This window comes from Kutzneria sp. NPDC051319, assembly GCF_040682195.1.
Taxonomy (GTDB): domain Bacteria; phylum Actinomycetota; class Actinomycetes; order Mycobacteriales; family Pseudonocardiaceae; genus Kutzneria.
Genome location: NZ_JBFBAM010000054.1, coordinates 19,404 through 37,034, shown reverse-complemented (window position 1 = coordinate 37,034; position 17,631 = coordinate 19,404). Strand labels below are relative to the sequence as shown.

At 69.1% G+C, this 17,631-nt stretch carries 14 protein-coding genes and 1 riboswitch; of the genes, 5 read left to right on the top strand and 9 right to left on the bottom strand.

The genetic code is table 11. The features are described from left to right. The first annotated feature begins 8 nt into the window (after positions 1-8). Positions 9-1,358, top strand: a complete 1,350-nt coding sequence (locus AB0M73_RS35895) for a glycosyl hydrolase family 79 C-terminal domain-containing protein (protein WP_363900561.1) — start codon at positions 9-11, stop codon at positions 1,356-1,358. Then, a complete protein-coding gene (locus AB0M73_RS35890) occupies positions 1,355-3,007 on the top strand; it encodes a hypothetical protein (RefSeq protein WP_363900558.1) in 1,653 nt (550 codons plus the stop codon). The genes AB0M73_RS35895 and AB0M73_RS35890 overlap by 4 nt, the downstream gene beginning before the upstream one ends. On the opposite strand, the gene AB0M73_RS35885 is transcribed toward AB0M73_RS35890, so the two are convergent. The 6 genes from AB0M73_RS35885 to AB0M73_RS35860 form a co-directional block, all read right to left on the bottom strand. Continuing rightward, positions 2,956-3,339, bottom strand: coding sequence for a hypothetical protein (locus AB0M73_RS35885; RefSeq protein ID WP_363900555.1), 384 nt, complete (start codon positions 3,337-3,339; stop codon positions 2,956-2,958). The genes AB0M73_RS35890 and AB0M73_RS35885 overlap by 52 nt on opposite strands. A 162-nt stretch (positions 3,340-3,501) precedes the next feature. Further along, positions 3,502-4,419 (bottom strand): hypothetical protein, encoded by a 918-nt coding sequence (locus AB0M73_RS35880; RefSeq protein ID WP_363900552.1) that lies wholly within the window; start codon positions 4,417-4,419, stop codon positions 3,502-3,504. Then, positions 4,416-5,396 (bottom strand): lytic polysaccharide monooxygenase, encoded by a 981-nt coding sequence (locus AB0M73_RS35875; RefSeq protein WP_363900549.1) that lies wholly within the window; start codon positions 5,394-5,396, stop codon positions 4,416-4,418. Before AB0M73_RS35875 ends, AB0M73_RS35880 begins: the two co-directional genes overlap by 4 nt. A 460-nt stretch (positions 5,397-5,856) precedes the next feature. Beyond that, positions 5,857-5,997, bottom strand: a complete 141-nt coding sequence (locus AB0M73_RS35870; protein ID WP_363900545.1) for a hypothetical protein — start codon at positions 5,995-5,997, stop codon at positions 5,857-5,859. A gap of 22 nt (positions 5,998-6,019) precedes the next feature. Then, positions 6,020-6,226, bottom strand: coding sequence for a heavy metal-associated domain-containing protein (locus AB0M73_RS35865; RefSeq protein WP_363900627.1), 207 nt, complete (start codon positions 6,224-6,226; stop codon positions 6,020-6,022). A 27-nt stretch (positions 6,227-6,253) separates the two neighbouring features. Then, positions 6,254-6,535 (bottom strand): metal-sensitive transcriptional regulator, encoded by a 282-nt coding sequence (locus AB0M73_RS35860; RefSeq protein ID WP_363900542.1) that lies wholly within the window; start codon positions 6,533-6,535, stop codon positions 6,254-6,256. A gap of 206 nt (positions 6,536-6,741) precedes the next feature. Next, positions 6,742-6,957: riboswitch (cobalamin riboswitch) on the top strand. A 225-nt stretch (positions 6,958-7,182) separates the two neighbouring features. Between AB0M73_RS35860 and AB0M73_RS35855 the strand changes: the two genes are divergently transcribed. Beyond that, a complete protein-coding gene (locus tag AB0M73_RS35855; protein WP_363900624.1) occupies positions 7,183-8,154 on the top strand; it encodes a HoxN/HupN/NixA family nickel/cobalt transporter in 972 nt (323 codons plus the stop codon). Between the two features lie 128 nt (positions 8,155-8,282). Here the strand turns inward: AB0M73_RS35855 and AB0M73_RS35850 are convergent, their stop codons facing one another. After that, positions 8,283-8,906, bottom strand: coding sequence for a superoxide dismutase (locus tag AB0M73_RS35850; RefSeq protein WP_363900539.1), 624 nt, complete (start codon positions 8,904-8,906; stop codon positions 8,283-8,285). A gap of 127 nt (positions 8,907-9,033) precedes the next feature. On the opposite strand from AB0M73_RS35850, the gene AB0M73_RS35845 reads away from it, so the two are divergent. Then, positions 9,034-9,651, top strand: a complete 618-nt coding sequence (locus AB0M73_RS35845) for a hypothetical protein (RefSeq protein WP_363900536.1) — start codon at positions 9,034-9,036, stop codon at positions 9,649-9,651. Continuing rightward, the gene (locus tag AB0M73_RS35840; RefSeq protein ID WP_363900533.1) at positions 9,621-10,367 is read left to right on the top strand and encodes a YcnI family protein; all 747 of its coding nucleotides are present in this window, start codon (positions 9,621-9,623) and stop codon (positions 10,365-10,367) included. The genes AB0M73_RS35845 and AB0M73_RS35840 overlap by 31 nt, the downstream gene beginning before the upstream one ends. A 391-nt stretch (positions 10,368-10,758) precedes the next feature. On the opposite strand, the gene AB0M73_RS35835 is transcribed toward AB0M73_RS35840, so the two are convergent. After that, on the bottom strand, positions 10,759-13,077 hold the full coding sequence (locus AB0M73_RS35835; protein ID WP_363900530.1) for a SpoIIE family protein phosphatase: 2,319 nt from the start codon (positions 13,075-13,077) through the stop codon (positions 10,759-10,761). Positions 13,078-13,082: 5 nt separating this feature from the next. Then, on the bottom strand, positions 13,083-17,630 hold the full coding sequence (locus AB0M73_RS35830) for a HAMP domain-containing protein (RefSeq protein ID WP_363900527.1): 4,548 nt from the start codon (positions 17,628-17,630) through the stop codon (positions 13,083-13,085). Between the last annotated feature and the right edge of the window lies 1 nt (position 17,631).

The window sequence follows — 17,631 nt, the reverse complement described above, 5'->3', positions numbered from 1 at the left end:
GAAGTGTGATGATCCGACTTCGCTGGTCCGTGCTGTCCGCGGTGGTCGTCGTCGCGGCGGTCGGGTTCGGCCCGGCCGCCCAGGCGACGACGCCGGTCACGATCACCGTCGGTCAGGCCGTCACCGGGCAGTCAGGCCCGGGATTCGCCGGTTTCAGCTACGAGAAGGACCGCATCGGCGCCGGCATGTTCGACGCGCGGGACACCAACCTGGTCAACCTGTTCCGGTTGCTCGGCCCGAGCACCCTGCGACTGGGCGGCAACCTCGTCGACATGGTGGCCTGGAATTCCAACGGGACGGGCGGTTCGGCCAAGGAGATCGCACCGTCCGATGTGGACAAGCTGGCCGGGTTCGTGAAGGCGACGGGGTGGAAGGTCCTCTACGGCATCAACCTCAAGACGAACACCCCGTCCGGCGCGGCGGACGAGGCAGCGTATGCGGCCAAGGCGCTGGGGTCCGGCCTTGCCGCCTTCGAGATCGGCAACGAGCCGAACTACTACCGCAGCGAACCCGCGTACGAGACGTCGTACGGCAGCTACGTCAAGGCGATCCACGCGAAGGTGCCCACCGCCCTGTTCGACGGCCCCGGCTCGGCCAGCGACACCTCGTGGCTGACCCCGTTCGCCACCCACGAGCGCGCCAACAGCCTCGCCGTGCTGTCGATGCACACCTACATCGGTCCCGACACCGGCGCGTCGATCTCCGGGATGCTGGCCTCGACCGCCCCCGGCGGCACCTTGTCGCGCCAGTGGAGCGCATTGGCCGCCGCCAAGGCGGCGGGTGGCATCGGGCAATGGCGGATGACTGAGGCGAACTCCTACTTCCACGGCGGCGCGGCGGGGGTGAGCGACGTCCAGGCCGCGGCGCTGTGGGCACTGGACTTCATGTACGGGATCGCCTCCCACGACGGGGCCGGGGTGAACTTCCACGGCGGCACGTCGACCCAGTTTCCGCTGCACTACTCGCCGATCGTGTTCGCCGGCCTGAATCCGACCGGTGTGCAGGCGGTGTACTACGCCGAGCTCCTGTGGAGCCTCGCCGGCGCCGGCCCGGTCCGTGCCGCGACGGTGTCCGGCGCGTCGAGCGTCTCTTCGTGGGGGATCGGGGGCAACGTCATCGTGAACAACAAGGGTTCGTCGCCGCTGACCGCGACCGTCCGACTCGCGACACCGGCATCGAAGGTGAGCGCGTATCCGCTGACCGCGCCGTCACTCACGTCCAAGGCCATCACCATCGCCGGTTCCGGGGTGACCGCGAGTGCGGCGTTCCACCCGATGCCGCAGCAGCTGACCGTGTCCGGCGGCGCCGTGACGGTCGCGGTGCCGGCCGGCAGCGCCGTCCTGGTCGTGACGACATGACACTTCGCAAACTCGTCGTCGCCGTGCTCGCGGCCGTGGTGGTAGTCGGCGGCGCAGCGCCGGTGGTGGCTCAGACGACCACGATCACCGCCGACTACGGCTCCGACGCCGGCGCGGCCACCCAGGTCGCCAGCGGGTTCCTGCATGGCGTTTCGGTGGACTCGCCCGCGCAGTACCTCGTGGACGGTGTGAAGGTGAAGTCTCAGCGCGGCGCCGACCACAGCCCGAACCTGCCGAGTCTGTTCGACCCGGCGACCTATGCGCGCGTGTCGGCCACGGGCGCGCGCCTGCGGGTCGGCCTGTACTACTACAGCGCGGATCCCGCCAACCCACATCACAACTACCGTCCGGGGGACAACGGCGACTTCACCACCTGGACCAGCATCGTCAACGGCGTGCTGACCGAAGCGGCGCAGAAGAAGTACAACGTCGGCGCCTGGATCACCTGGAACGAGCCGGACATCCAGTGGGGCAGCCGCTACACGACCACCTACATACAGGCCCACAAGAAGGCGTACGACACGGTCAAGGCACGCAACCCGTCCTACCAGGTCGAAGCGCCCGAGTTGGGGATCTACAACTTCACCAAGCTACAGCAGTTCCTTACATACTGCCGCGACAACCACTGCCTGCCCGACGTCCTTTCCTGGCACGAACTCACCGCCACGCCGTCGGACGTGCCCGGCCACACGGCGCAGATCACGAACTGGATGCGCGCCAACGGCATCACCCCGATGCCGATCGCGATCACGGAATACCAGGGCACCGGCTACGGCAACGCCAACGCGTGGACGGTCGGCGCGAACGTCCGGTGGCTGGCGCAGTTCGAGCGCAGCGTGCCCAACGGCCTACAGGACGCGTTGTACTCGGACTGGGAGTACAACGGCAGCAACACCTCCTTCAAGGGGACGCTCGGCAATGCCGTCGACCACAGCGGCACCCAGCCGAAGGGCGTGTGGTGGAACTACAACGCCTACAAGTCGATGACCGGCCGGATGGTGAAGGTCGCCTCGCCGTCCCCGACGATCGTCGACGCGCTCGGCTCGGCCGACACCGGCGCGCATCGCAGCGTGCTGCTCATCGGGAATCAGACGGCCACCGGCCAGCCGGTGGCGCTCACCCTGAAGTCGATCGGGGATGTGCCCGGCCTGTCGTCGTCCGGCGCGGTCCATGTGCGGGCGGAACGGATCGACAACGCGGCGACGGTCACCGCGACCAAGGTGGTGCTCGACTCGGACGTTCGGCTGTCGTCGGGCAGTGCGACGGTGTCGCTCAGTGCGTTGCCGGGCAATGCGGCGTACAAGGTTCTCGTCACACCGGCCACGGCCGGTGCGCCAGTCACTCACTACACCTCCGAGTCGCTGCGGAGCACGCCTGGCCGGTCCACCGAATACTCGTTTGCGGTGAACAAGTCCGGCGTCTTCGACGTGCGCGCGGCTGCGGTCGGCGCGCTCGACGTCCTCTATGTCGACGTCGTCATGGTCGGGGCACCGCAAGGCGGGGATGGTGATCCGGCCGACTACGGCACGCTGGCGTTGTCGGCGGGCGAGCACACGCTGAAATTCGTCGTGGCCGGGACCGACCCGAGTGGTGCCGGTCATGAGCGGGCTTTCGACCTGACCAAGGTCGGGCAAGGAGTCGACGAATGACCGGAAAGCGAAGGCGTTCCGTTGTTCTCGCGCTGGCTTGCGCGCTGCTCGTGGTGGCCACCGCCGTTCCGGCGAACGCTGGTTCTGCGGTGCCGGGTGCTCGGGGTGACCGATCGGTGTAGCCGGAGCCCCGTGGGCAGCAGGCGGACCAACGCGGCGATCACAGCCCGGTCGGCTCGGTCCAGGTGCGGTTTCGGATTGTTTCCGCGCAGCACGGCGACCTCGTGGCGTAGCACGAGCACCTCGGCGTCCTTGGACGCCGACGAGCGGCCGAGCAGCACCAGCAGGCCCGCCAACCGGAGGAAGATCAGGTAGAGCAGACGCAGCGACATGGCTGCCGATCATGCCGCGCCCGTCGAACGGGCCCGTCGCCGCAGGTCGGATGCGTGGACCAACTTCTGGAACCCACACGCTCGTACTCGGTGATCGGGCCCCAAGGCGACGCCGAGACCGACCGCGAGGAACGCGTCAGGCTTCGCTTCGCGGCCGTCGGTTCATGACGGCCCGGAGACGACGACGGTGAACGCGGCGGTGTGGAGTTGACTATTCAGTTGGAACTGCGCGAACAGTCTCCAGGTGCCGCTCTCGGGAAACAGTGCGTTCGCCGTCAGCGTCCCCGTGTCGTCTCTGCCGGTCGAGAAGAGGTGCGCGGAGGCGAGGTCGCCGGCACGGAAGGCGGTCAGATGCACGTAGCCGTCGAGGAAACGATCGACGTGCTGGACCGGTTTGCCGCCGCTGGCGATGCTGATTCGCAGGGGCGAGGGCACGCCGGTCGTCGGCTTTCCGGCCAAGGACACCGTGAATCCGTCCGTGGTGGTGCTGGTTGTCGTGGGTGGCAGCGGGATCTCCGGTTCGTTGCCCGGGATCGCGAACGTCTTCGAGAGCGTGTAGCGCAACGGCGTGCCATGCCCGGAGTCGGGTGCGGCGAACGTCACGAATGCCCGGTAGGAGCCGGGGTGTAGGGCCGGCAGGCGCGCCTGCCAGGTTCCGTCCTGCTGCATGGCCGGATCAAGCAGTTGGTAGCCGGAAAGGTCCGAGCGGATCAGGTAGCCGACGACGAGCCTGCTCTCGTACGGCTGGTAGCGGGTGACCGCCCGGCGATCGGGCCCGTTGACACGGAACGTGAAGGTGTCAGCGGTCACGTCGGCCGGCACGAACGAGTACCCGCCCTGGCTGTCGGACAGGCCGGTGCCGGCCGGTGCGGCGTCGGCGATCGCGGGCGCGGTCGGGGCACTGGCCATTCCCGTCATCCCGGGCATGTCCGCCATGTCCGACGCCCCGCGGCCGGCGTCGGTGCCCGGTGAGGTGGTGCAGGCGGCCAGCGACGCGACCGCGGCGGCCAGTGCCAGGGCGGCGGCGCGGCGGCGGCGCGGCCGGTGGACCGCGCCGCCGATGGGTTCGCTCGCGGTCATGGGCTCTGGCACGAGATGCTGGTGGGTACCGTGGCGCCGGCCGAGGAACTCGTGGTGAGGCCGAACGTGGTGCTGCCGCCGGCGGGCAGGACCCGGTTCCAGTCCGCGGATCTGACCGTTGCGAGCGATCCGGCCTGGGTCAGCGTTCCGTTCCAGGCGCTGTTGATGGTGTCGCCGTTGGCCAGCACCCAGCTGACCGTCCAGCCGTGCTGGGTGGACGCGGTCGGGTTGGTCACGGTGACCTGGGCCTGGCCGCCGCCCGGCCAGGTGCTGGTGATCGCGTAGGTCGCGGTGCACGGCGTGCTGGTCGGCGGCGGCCCGCTCGCGCCGATGCCGGTCACCTCACCGTTGCCGCCGTCGAACACGACATCGGAGCAGCCGTAGAAGGTCTCCGGGCTGTCCGACCGCGCCCACACGGAGTAGATGACGTGATAGCCGGACTTGTTGGCCGGCAACGGGGCGTTCCAGTAGTAGTAGCTGTCGACGCTGCCCGGGTTGCCGACCGAAGGCGGGTCGGTGGCCGAGAAGAACGGCGTGGTGTTCATGTCGGCCCAGGTCAACGGCTTGCTCGGATCCCAGCCGTCCTTGGTGGTGTACAGCCGGAAGGTGCCCGGGTGGGCCGCCCACTTGTTGTACCGGAACTGGATGGTGGCCCCCGAGGTCAGGTGCGTCTTGGGCCAGTTGTCGCTGACCAGGTCGAACCCGGAGAAGTCGTAGTAGTTGCTGTTGCCGCTGCACAGCTTTCCGTCCGGGATGAAGCCGACCGTGCCTCCGCTGGTGGCGCCGCTGCGGTTGCCCACCGCGAACCAGTTGTACAGCGGGGTGGTGCCGCTCTGCGCGACCGCCGCCTGGCATGCGGAGTTCTGCGGGATGACTTGGCCGGTCGAGGTGATTCCGTCCCGGTAGCAGAGGAAGGTTCGGCTGCCGGCGACCAGCAGCGCGCCGTGCGCCTGCGCGGGTGCTACCGTCAGCAGCATCGCGCCCAGTGTCGCCAGGACTGCGAGGATTGCTCGGGTTCCATGTCGTCTCGTCACCCTTGACGGCCCTCCTCGGGTCGGCTGGACGATCGGTGGGCGCGATCGTAGGGACGCCGGACGCGGGCGTGCACCTTCGTGCGACCGCAGCGTCGAGGGTCGTCCCCGTGTCTGCGCTGGTCGGACGCTTGGACCTCGCAGTTCGCCCGGCCGGCCCCGTCGGTGTAAGTTTCAGAGACCATGATCAGCAGTGGTCTGGCTCACCGGTGTGGACCATGGCGCGTGGGAGCCGTTTTCGGTCGGGTCGGCGAGTTGGTGGCGGTTCGCGCGCGCCGTGGTCACCGTGGCTCCGCCCACCGCTGATTCACGCCCGCCCGCCGCCAGTACGCCGCGCTCACGCCGACCGAGATCAGCGTGCCAGCAGGATCACCGGCGCGGTCAGCGCGGCCGGCACGATCAGCCGCTACCTGAGCGCACGCGTCGGATCGGTCGGCTCGGGCGCGGTGTCCACGGGCGCGGGCAGCGCGGCGGTGTAGCCGGCGGACTCGACGACCGCCACCAGGTACTCGGGCGCGATGGTGGCCGGGCGCGTCGCGGAGGTCATCGCAACTCCTTCGAGAAGTGCGTCAGCCGACCAGCTGGTAGCCGGCCTCTTCGACGGCGGCGCGGATGTCGGCCGCCGGCACGTCGCCGTCGCTGGTCACGGTGAGCCGGCCGGTGGCCAGGTCGACGTCCACCTGCTGCACGCCCGTCACCTCGCTGACCTCCTCGGTCACCGAGCTGACGCAGTGCCCGCAGGTCATGCCCTGGACGGTGTAGGTGTTCTCGGCGATCAGTCGTTCTCTCCTCGAAAAGTGTTGTCAGGACCGGACCAGGCGGGCGATCGCGTCGCCCGCCTCCTTGATCTTCTCGTCGGCGCTCGTACCGCCTTCGGCGATGGCGTCGGTGACGCAGTGTCGGAGGTGCTCGTCGAGCAGCGACAGGGACACCGCCTGCAACGCCCTGGTCGCGGCGGAGATCTGCGTCAGGATGTCGATGCAGTACTTGTCCTCGTCGATCATGCGCTGAAGCCCGCGGACCTGTCCCTCGATCCGGCGCAGGCGACGCAGGTGCGCCTCTTTGCTGTGGGCGTAGCCGTGCATCGTCGTCCTCCTGGGGATCGGCGCCCCGCGGCGCGGCCGGCTGCTGGTGGCCGAGGGAACCGCGGGCCAAGCCCTTTATACCCGTAGGGGGTAGGCGTACGTCGACAGGGGCGGCGAACGTCCCGTACGGGAATTCGCGCCGGCGGTGTGAATGGTTCAACGTCAGCCGCTGAATCCTTTTCCGCCGCGCGACTGCCGTCGTGAACTACGGTGTGTCCGTCGACGGTTCGGCCGCCCCGATGTGGGACGGTCGAGGCAAGAGGGAACCCGGTGTGAATCCGGGACTGCCCCGCAGCGGTGAGTGGGAACGACCGCCGTCATCGAGCACTGGGCGCGCACGGCGCCTGGGAAGCGACGGCCAGTAGGACCGAGCGATCGGGTGCCCACGAGTCCGAAGACCTGCCGCCGGCGCGCGTGCCACCCGGCACGCGCGGGTTCCTGGGCCTCTCGGGCGGGCCACGGACGGTCACGGCCGTGGTCTGCCTGGTGGTGTGGGGACCCTTCCGCACGCTCGCGAGGAGTCTGGCGTGACCGAACCGGCGTCACCTGTCCCGTTCCGCAACGCTGTGCTGGGGCACAGACACGACTGGCTGCGCATCGCCGGCGTGCTCGGCGTGATCGCGGTGCTCCATCTGGTCGCCTGGGGAATGCTGTTGCTGGCCGTGGTTCCCGGCCACTACTCGATGGGGACCCAGGTTTTCGGTGTCGGCCTCGGCGTCACCGCGTACACCCTGGGCCTGCGGCACGCGTTCGACGGCGACCACATCGCCGCCATCGACAACACCACCCGGAAGCTGATGTCCGACGGCAAACGTCCGGTGTCGGTCGGGTTCTGGTTCGCGCTGGGCCACTCGACGGTGGTGCTGGTGTTGGCGGTGCTGATCGCCGCCGGCGCACAGGTGGTGGGAGCGCTGACCACTGAGGACTCCGGCGCCCACCAGACCCTGGGCCTGATCGGCACCAGCGTGTCGGGGCTGTTCCTCTACCTGATCGGCATCCTCAACCTGCTCGCGCTGGTCGGCATCGTCCGGGTGTGGCGGTCGATGCGTGCCGGTGCGTTCGACGAGGACGAGTTGGAGGCCAGGCTGAACGAGCGCGGCTTCTTCAACCGCTTCCTGGGCGGCATGACCCGGTCGATCAGCCGTCCCGGCCAGATGTACCCGGTGGGCCTGCTGTTCGGCATCGGGTTCGACACCGCGACCGAGGTGACGCTGCTGGTGCTGGCCGGCACCGGCGCGGCCAGCGGTCTGCCGTGGTACGCGATCGTGGTGCTGCCGCTGCTGTTCGCGGCGGGCATGTCCCTTTTGGACACGGTGGACGGCACGTTCATGAACTTCGCCTACCAGTGGGCGTTCGCCAACCCGGTTCGGAAGGTCTACTACAACATCGTGATCACCGGCCTGTCCGTGGCCGTGGCTCTGCTGATCGGCAGCATCGAACTGGTCGGCCTGCTGCAGGACAAGCTGGGCCTGACCGACCCGTTCAGCGGCTGGATCGCCGATCTCGACCTGAACAACGTCGGCTTCCTCATCGTCGGGCTGTTCGTGGTGGTCTGGGCGGTGGCGATCGCCTACTGGCGTCTGGCCGGCGTGGAACGGCGCTGGCGGGTGCGGGACTGACCGTCAGAGGGACGGCTGCCAGCCCCCAAGGGCGAGCGGCCCCGGCTTGGCCGGGGCCGCTCTCACGGCAGAGGGGCTTTGTCGGAGCATCCACTGCCGAGTCTGTGTGCCGTGGTGGGGCTGTCGGTTCAGGTCGTCGGCAGCGTGCTGCCGCCGGCGCGGGCGATGTCGAACCGCCGCGTCACGTCCGACCAGTTGACCAGCGACCACAGCTTCTGCACGTAGTCCGGGCGCACGTTGCGGTACTGCAGGTAGTAGGCGTGTTCCCAGGCGTCGAACACCAGCAGCGGGCGGGTGTTCATGCCGACGTTGCCGTGGTGGTCGTAGACCTGCTCGACGACCAGACGCTCACCCAGCGGCTCCCAGGCCAGCACGCCCCAGCCGGAGCCCTGCACGAGGGTCGTGGCCGAGGACAGCTGGGCGGCGAAGGCGTCGAACGAGCCGAAGTGCTCGTCGATCGCCGCGGCCAGCTCGCCGTCGGGCTTGTCGCCGCCGTCGGGGGAGAGGTTCTCCCAGAACACGGTGTGCAGCACGTGGCCGGACAGGTTGAACGCGTAGGTCTTCTCCAGGCCGACCAGGCCGCCGAACTCGCGCTTGTCGCGGGCCTCGGCGATGCGCTCCAGGGTGTCGTTGGCGCCCTTGACGTAGGCGGCGTGGTGCTTGCTGTGGTGCAGCTCCAGGATCTCGCCGGTGATCGCCGGTGCCAGCGCGCCGTAGTCGTACGGCAGGTCCGGCAGTGCGTACTGGCCCATCGTGGCCTCCCAAGCTCCCTCGGATCTTGTTGCACATTGATCCTAGTTGCAACCTACTGGCTATAGCATGTCGGGTCCATCGCCGGATCGAGTCGGGCAGCTGAGCAGGGACGGCTAGGCTGCGCCGGTGCCCGCAGCCCCGCACGCTGCCGATCGAGCACTGCGCGTGCTCCGGGGCTGCCTGCTGACCGGCACGTCGGCTGCCTTGACCGTCACGGTGCACAGCGCCGCCGGCGGTGGTGTGCCCGACCTGGGGCTGTTCCTGGTGCCGACCGTGCTGCTCGCCGGAGCGGGCACCGCGGTCGCTGAGCGGATACGCCTTCGCGGCGTGATGATCATGGTGCTCGGCGGCATGCAACTCGATGTGCACCTGCTGCTGTCGATGAACGCGGCCAGCCACGAGTTGCTCTTTGCCGGCCACGCCGTGGCGGGACCACTGCCCATGGTGTTGGGGCATGCCCTGGCGACGCTGCTGCTCGGGGTGATGCTCAGCCGCCTCGACACCGTGCTGATGGCCATCGTCGCCGCGGTGTCCACCGCACTGCCGGCCCGACCGTTCGTGCTCCCCGGCGTGGGCGCCAGTCGGCGCGTGCATCGCCGTCGGGCACGTGAACGGCGAGATGCTGCTGTGGCGGCGGGCCCGACCCCGCCGTGGTCCTCCGAGCGGCTCCTGAATCCCTTACACCCCACCGTACTGACAGGAGTCAGGACCCAATGTCACTTCGTTCACCCTCGCGCGCGCTGACCCGCATCGGCGCCGTCGCCACCGTCCCGCTCGCTATCACCATGCTGGGTGCCGGCTTCGCCGCCGCACACGTGGAAACCGATCCCGGCCAGGCCAACAAGGGCGACGACGCGGTCGTCACCTTCCGCGTGCCCAACGAGGAGGACAACGCCGGCACGGTCAAGCTGGAGGTCACCTTCCCGCTCGACCACCCCGTGCCGAACGCCAGCACGACGTCGATCCCGGGCTGGACGGCGAACGTCACCATGACCACGCTGCCCAAGCCGGTGCACCAGAACAACTCCGACGTCAAGACCGCGGTGCAGACCGTCACCTGGACCGCCGATCCCGGCAACCAGATCAAGCCCGGCGAGTTCCTGAGGTTCCCGGTGCTGGCCGAGGCGCTGCCCGACAACGCCGACAAGCTGACCTTCAAGGCGTTGCAGACCTACAGCAACGGCGACGTGGTGCGGTGGATCGACCCGCCGGCGGCCGATGGCGCGGCTGAGCCCGAGCACCCCGCGCCCACGCTCACCCTGGTGTCGGCCGACACCGGTGACAACGCGGCCAAGCCGGCCGCCCCCGCGGCCGCTGCGGCGACCGATTCGGACGGCACCGCTCGGTGGCTCGGCGGCATCGGCATAGTGATCGGCGTCCTCGGGCTCGGCCTGGGGATCGTCATCGCGATGCAGGGCAGGCGTTCTGCCGCTCCCACGACCGAGAACCCCACAGAGTAGGCCATCGATGGCGTGTGGTGCGGGGAAGGCGGTGCCGGCTTCCCCGCACCACGGCGTGGTTTCCAGCGGCGTGCGGCTGTTGGCCAGCACAAGAACGTAGGTCAGCAGGATCGGGATGATCGCCTGCGCCGGCAACTGGATCAGGTTGCCGGGGATCGACGCGACCGCAGCGCCGAGCACGGGCCAGTCGCTGCCCGAACGACAGTTGCGCTGTCATGAGGCTGAAGAGGACGACACCGTCAACCAGCGCTGGACCGATGGCCGCACCAACATCACCCGGCTGATCGCCGAAATCCGCGAGGGGTACGCCTCGGAAACGGTCGCCAACCCGGTGAGCTCCGGCACGCCGGTACGATGCGTTCCGAGGTCGAGGGGTGAACCTCGGAAGCGATCAGCGCACTTGCACACCGACGATGCAGGTGTCGTCGTCGGTGTCGGCGTTGCTGTGGGTGAGCATGTGGTCGAGACGTTGCTCGAGAGCATCATGCGGTCGCCGCGCGATCTCGAGCAGCTGTTGGAGCGACTCGTCGAGGACGTGGTCCTTCCGTTCGATGAGACCGTCGGTGTAAAGCACGAGGACGTCATCGAGCTCGAGTTGGATCTCCGCCTCTTCATAGTCGGCTTCGGCGCGGGCACCCAGCATCAGGCCCCGGATCGTGGGCAGGGTGGTCGCCTGCTGGCTGCGGACCAGCAGAGGTGGCAGATGACCGGCCCGTGCCCAGCGCAATACCCGGGTACGCGGGTCGTACAGCGCACAGATGGCAGTGGCCAGGACGTGGTCGGTCAGATGGTGCGCGACCTGATTCAACCAGGACAGCAGCTGGGCCGGGCCGGCGCCGGTGGCGGCAAGACCGCGCAAAGCGTTGCGTAGCATCACCATTCCGGTTGCCGCGGTGATCCCGTGCCCGGCGATGTCACCGACGGACAGCAGCACCTGCTTGCTCGGCAGCACGACGGCGTCGTACCAGTCGCCGCCGACGAGGTTCTCGGATTCGGCCGGCCGGTACCGCACCGCGATGCGCAGTCCGAACGCGTCGATCGGGCCTTGTGCGGCAGGCATGATCGCGCGCTGAAGTTGCAACGCGAGCCGGTTGCGCGCCGCCGATTGCTGTTCGGTGTGGGCGAGCTGGTCCTGAGTCGCCGCCAAAGCCACCTCCGTCCAGTGCTGGGCGGAGATATCCTGGTACGCGCCGCGGACGGCGACCGGACGGTCGTCTTGGTCGAGTACTGGCTCCACGATGACTCGGATGTGTCGGGCCACACCGTCGGGACGCTGGAGTCGGAACGCGGCCGCGGCGGGCCGGCGGTGGTGGAGCACGGTGCGCAGCAGGCGGCCGACATCGTCGGTGTCGTCCGGGTGCACGTGGTGGGCGAGCTCGCTCAACGGCACGGGCCGCGCGGTCGGCGACTGGCCGTGCAGCACGAAAACCTCGCTGTGCCAAGTGACTTCTCCGGTGAGAAGGTTCTCCTCGAAGCCGCCGACGCGACCGAGGCGCTGGGCGTGGTGCAGCAGGCTCGCCAGCCGGGCGGTCTCGTCCCGGATCCGCCAGATCAGCAGCACGTGATGGCCCTGCCGGGTGATGCTGACGGCGACCGTCGAGGTCAGCCTGACCTGATCCACCAATGTCGTCAGGACCATTGTGTCGGCCCGGAACGGCTCGCCTGTGGCATAGACGTGCTCGACTTTGTCGAACAGCCCCTCCTCCCCGGCCGCCACCGGGTATGCCTCCAGCAGCAGCGCGCCGACCACGGCCCCGCGGGGCCGGCCGGCCGGATCCAGGAACGAGCCGTTGGCATGCTGGATGCGGAAGTCGACGAGCGCGCCGGTGCTGTCCACGTGGGCGCCGAGCACCAGCGCGGGATCCATGATGCCGTCGGCGAGGTCGATCAGTTCGGTGGCGTCGCGCCGGCCCACGACCATCGCCCCCGCGCCCGTTTCGACGTCCACTATGGACGCGCACAGCTGGGCCAGCGCCTCGATCTGTCGCTCGATGCGCGGCGGCTGGGGCGCAACCGGTCGGGGCCAGCCGACTTCGAGCACGCCGATGATGCGCCCGCCGTTGCCGACCGGGCACACCACCCGGCCGCCGTCGGGGCTGTCCACCGCGGCCACCGAGGGCAGCGCCGCCTCGCCGAGGTTGCCGAACCACACGATGTCCCGGACCAGCAAGGCCCGCCGGGCCGGCGTCGCGATGCCGGGCGGCACGTGACGCCATCGGTGCGCTTCCGCCGCCGCGATACCGGCGTAACCGGCCAGGGTCAACGAACCGTCCGCCGCCGCGGCCCAGATCGCCACGGTGTTGGCGCCCAACGGCCGCAGGGCATGGACCAGCAGCGACTCGGCCACGCGTTGCGCGTCGGCCGCCGCCGCGGCGCCGCTTTCGGCCGTACGTAGACGCACCGCTGCCTGACCGTCGGCGTCCTCGGGCTGCACGAGCTGCACGACGGTCGCGCTGAACCGGTCGTCGGCCGCCTTGTTGATCACCTGCACGGCCAGTTCGAGTAGGGACTGGCCGGACTCCTCGGCCAGCGCGGCCAGCTGCTCGGCCGCCTGCTGGGGCCCGCACCGCAGCCGCTCCACCAGGATGCCTTTGGCCAGCTCGATCAGCGCGCGTCCGTCCGCGGCCGCCTCGGCCCGCTGGATCTCTTGGCGCAGCCGGTCCACGGTGTGGGCGAGCCGGCCGGCGCCGCCCCCTGTCTTGTTGTCCACCCGGGTCAGTCCTGCAGCCAGCGGTGAATGCGCGCGATCACGTCGCTGGTGTCCACCGGCTTGGTGACGTAGTCGTTGGCGCCGGAGGCGAGGCTCTTCTCCCCGTCGCCGGGCATCGCCTTGGCGGTGACCGTGATGATGGGCAGGTCGGCGTGCTCGGGCATGGCTCGGATCGCGGTTGTGGCGGTGTAACCGTCCATCTCCGGCATCATCACGTCCATCAGCACCAACTCCACCTCGGGGTGGGCGGCGAGCATCTCGATGCCCGACCGGCCGTTGTCGGCGTGCAGCACACGAAGGCCGTGCAGCTCCAGAATGCTGGTCAACGCGAACACGTTGCGAGCGTCGTCGTCGACCACCAAGACCGTCCGTCCGGCCAGCCCCTCGTCGACGCCCTCGTCCAGCACCGCGACCGGCACAGGCTCGTCGGCCCGGACGAGCGGCAGCACGTCGCCGGGTTGCTCGGCGCTCAAATGCAGCGCGATCCGCTCACGCAGCTCGTCCAGGCTCGCGATCAGCTCCAGTGGCTGCGCGTCGGCCTGCGCGGCGACTGTGTGCTCCTGCTCCGGGGACACCAGCCGGGTGCTGTGCGCCAGCACCGGCACGGCGCGCAGTCCGGGGTCTCCGCCGAGGGCTTGCAAAAAGCGGATGCCGCCGTTGTCGGGCATGTCCAGCTGCAGCACGACGCAGTGGTAGGGCTGCGCGGCCAGCTGCGCCGCAGCCTCCTCCGGGCCAATGGCTGTGGTGACCTCGACCGGGGCGTCCTGAGTCAAGATCTGGCCCTGTCCGAGGTCGGCCAGCGCGCTCTGCGCCACCAGCGACAGCAGGCCCTGCGGGCGCTCCTCGATCACGAGCAGCCGCTTCGTCGGCCGGGCGGAGTTCGTCGAGGTCGATGCCACGAGTTCCGCCACGGCCACGGCACGGTCCAGTTCCGGCCGGGCGGCGGGTTCGGCCGGCGCGGTCTGGAAATCGGGCCGCGCGACCGGCAGATAGAGAGTGAAGGTGCTGCCCTTGCCCAGCGTGCTGTACGCGGTGATCGCGCCGCCCAGCAGCTGGGCGATCTCCCGGCTGATCGACAGTCCCAGGCCGGTTCCGCCGTACTTGCGACTGGTGGTGCCGTCGGCCTGCTGGAAGGCGCCGAAGATGGTCTCCAGCTGCTGCTCGGCGATTCCGATGCCGGTATCGACCACATAGAACGCCAGTGCGGCGCCGTGCCAGCGAACGGTCGGCGGGAGCTGCCCCTGGTCGGCGGGCTCGATGCGCAGCTCGACGCTGCCGTTCTCGGTGAACTTCACGGCATTGGACACCAGGTTGCGCAGGATCTGCCGCAACCGGGAGTCGTCGGTGAGCACCTCGGCCGGCAGCCCGGGGGCGGTGGTGATGTGGAAGCCGAGGCTCTTCTCCGTGGTCAGCGGCCGGAAGGTGGCGTCGACATAGTCCAGCAGCTGCCGCAATGGGATCCGTTCGGGACTGATGTCCATCTTGCCGGCCTCCACCTTGGACAGGTCCAGGATGTCGTTGATCAGCTGGAGCAGGTCCGAGCCGGCGGAGTGGATGATGGTGGCGTACTCGACCTGCTTGGGCGTCAGGTTCCGAGAGGGGTTCTGCGCCAAGAGCTGGGCCAGGATAAGCAGGCTGTTCAACGGCGTGCGCAGCTCGTGGGACATGTTCGCGAGGAACTCGGACTTGTACTTGGAGGCCAGCGCAAGCTGCTGAGCGCGGGTCTCGAGCTCCTGGCGGGCCTGCTCGATCTCCAGGTTCTTGGTCTCGATGTCGCGGTTCTGGGTGGCCAGCAGGGCGGCTTTCTCCTCGAGTTCGGCGTTGGAGAGCTGGAGTTCCTCCTGACGGGCCTGCAGTTCCTCCGAGCGCGTCTGGAGCTCGGCGGTCAGCCGCTGGGACTGGTCCAGCAGCTCGTCGGTGCGGGCGTTGGCCATGATGGTGTTCAGGTTGACACCGATGGTGCCCATCAGCTGTTCCAGGAAGGCCCGCTGGATCAGAGTGAACTGGTGGGCCGAGGCCAGCTCGATCGCGCCCAGCACCTGGCCCTCGACCACAATCGGCAGCACGATCACCGTGCGGGCGGCGGTCCGCCCCAGCCCCGAGGAGATCGTCACGTAGTCAGCGGGCGCCTCCTCCAGCGCGATCGTCCGCTTGCCGCGCGCGGCCTGCCCGACCAGCGACTGTCCCCAGCGGAACCGCGTCGGCTGGCCGCCGTTCCCCTGGTCGTCGGGGTGGCCGTAGGAGCCGATCAAACGCAGGTGCGGAACGCGATCGCCCTCCTCGGTCAGGTAGAACGCCCCGTACTGGCAGCCGACCAGTGGCGTCAACTGGTCCATCACCAGGTCGGCGACGACCGCAAGGTCCCGGCGGCCCTGCATCAGCTCGGAGATGCCAGCCAGGTTGGATTTCAGCCAGTCCTGGTCCTGGTTGGCGCTGGTGGTCTCACGCAGCGACTGCACCATCGAGTTGATGTTGTCTTTGAGCTCGGCGACCTCGCCGGACGCCTCGACGGTGATCGAGCGGGTCAGGTCGCCTTCGGCGACGGCGCTGGTGACCTTGGCGATGGCCCGCACCTGTCGGGTCAGGTTGCCGGCCAGCTCGTTGACGTTCTCGGTGAGCCGCTTCCAGGTGCCGGAGACGCCCTCGACCTCGGCCTGGCCGCCCAGTCGGCCTTCGGTGCCGACCTCGCGGGCCACCCGGGTCACCTCGTCGGCGAACGCCGAGAGCTGGTTGACCATCGTGTTGATGGTCGTCTTCAGCTCCAGGATCTCGCCCCGCGCGTCGACGTCGATCTTCTTGGACAGATCGCCCTGGGCGACGGCGGTGGTCACCTGGGCGATGTTGCGGACCTGGTTGGTGAGGTTGTTGGCCATCGAGTTGACGTTGTCGGTCAGGTCCTTCCAGGTGCCCGCCACGTTGGGCACCCGGGCCTGGCCGCCGAGCATGCCCTCGGTGCCGACCTCACGGGCGACACGGGTCACCTCGTCGGCGAACGCCGACAGCGTGTCCACCATCGTGTTGATCACGCCGGCCAGTGCGGCGACCTCGCCCTTGGCCTCGACGGTGATCTTCTGCGACAGGTCGCCCTTGGCCACCGCGGTCGCCACTTGGGCGATCGAGCGGACCTGGCCGGTCAGGTTGGACGCCATCACGTTGACGTTGTCGGTCAGGTCCTTCCAGGTGCCCGACACGCCCCGCACGGTCGCCTGACCGCCGAGGTTGCCCTCGGTGCCGACCTCACGGGCCACCCGCGTCACCTCGTCGGCGAAGGCCGAGAGCTGGTCGACCATCGTGTTGATGGTCTCCTTGAGCTCCAGGATCTCGCCGCGGGCGTCGACCCGGATCTTCTGTGACAGGTCGCCCTTGGCCACCGCGGTGGTCACCTGGGCGATCGACCGCACCTGCGCGGTGAGGTTGTCGCCCATGACGTTCACCGACTCGGTGAGCGCCTTCCAGGTGCCGGAGACACCCTTGACGTCGGCCTGGCCGCCGAGACGCCCCTCGGTGCCGACCTCCCGCGCTACCCGCGTCACCTCGTCGGCGAAGGCCGACAGCTGGTCGACCATCGTGTTGATGGTGTTCTTCAGCTCCAGGATCTCGCCCCGGGCCGTCACGATGATCTTCTGCGACAGGTCGCCCTTCGCGACCGCGGTCGCGACCTGGGCGATGGATCGCACCTGGTCGGTCAGGTTGCCGGCCATGAAGTTCACCGAGTCCGTCAGGTCCCGCCACGTCCCCGACACGCCCTTCACGTCGGCCTGACCGCCGAGGCGCCCGTCGGTGCCGACCTCGCGGGCGACCCGGGTGACTTCGTCGGCGAAGGCCGAGAGCTGGTCGACCATCGTGTTGATGGTGTTCTTGAGCTCCAGGATCTCGCCCTTGGCGGTGACGGTGATCTTCTGCGACAGGTCGCCCTTGGCCACCGCCGTGGTCACCTGGGCGATGTTGCGGACCTGGTCGGTGAGATTGCCGGCCATGAAGTTCACCGAGTCCGTCAGGTCCCGCCACGTCCCCGACACGCCCTGGACGTCGGCCTGACCGCCGAGCTGGCCCTCGCTGCCGACCTCGCGGGCCACCCGGGTGACTTCGTCGGCGAAGGCCGAGAGCTGGTCGACCATCGTGTTGACGGTTTCCTTCAGCTCCAGGATCTCGCCCTGCGCGTCCACGTCGATCTTCTGCGACAGGTCGCCCCGAGCCACCGCGGTGGCGACCTGGGCGATGTCACGGACCTGACTGGTCAGGTTGCCGGCCATCGCGTTCACCGAGTCGGTCAGGTCCTTCCAGGTGCCCGACACGCTCGGCACCTTGGCCTGCCCGCCGAGCCGGCCCTCGGTGCCGACCTCGCGGGCCACCCGGGTCACCTCGGACGTGAACAGCGACAGCTGGTCGACCATGCCGTTGAACACGCCGGCGATCTCGCCCAGCAAGCCCTCCGAGTCGTCCGGCAGCCGTGTGCCGAAGTCGCCGTCGCGCACCGCCGTCAACCCCGCCAGCAGCTGACGCAATTGCGGCTCGCCGACCTGTTCGACCTCCAGCGTCGCCGTGTCACTCATC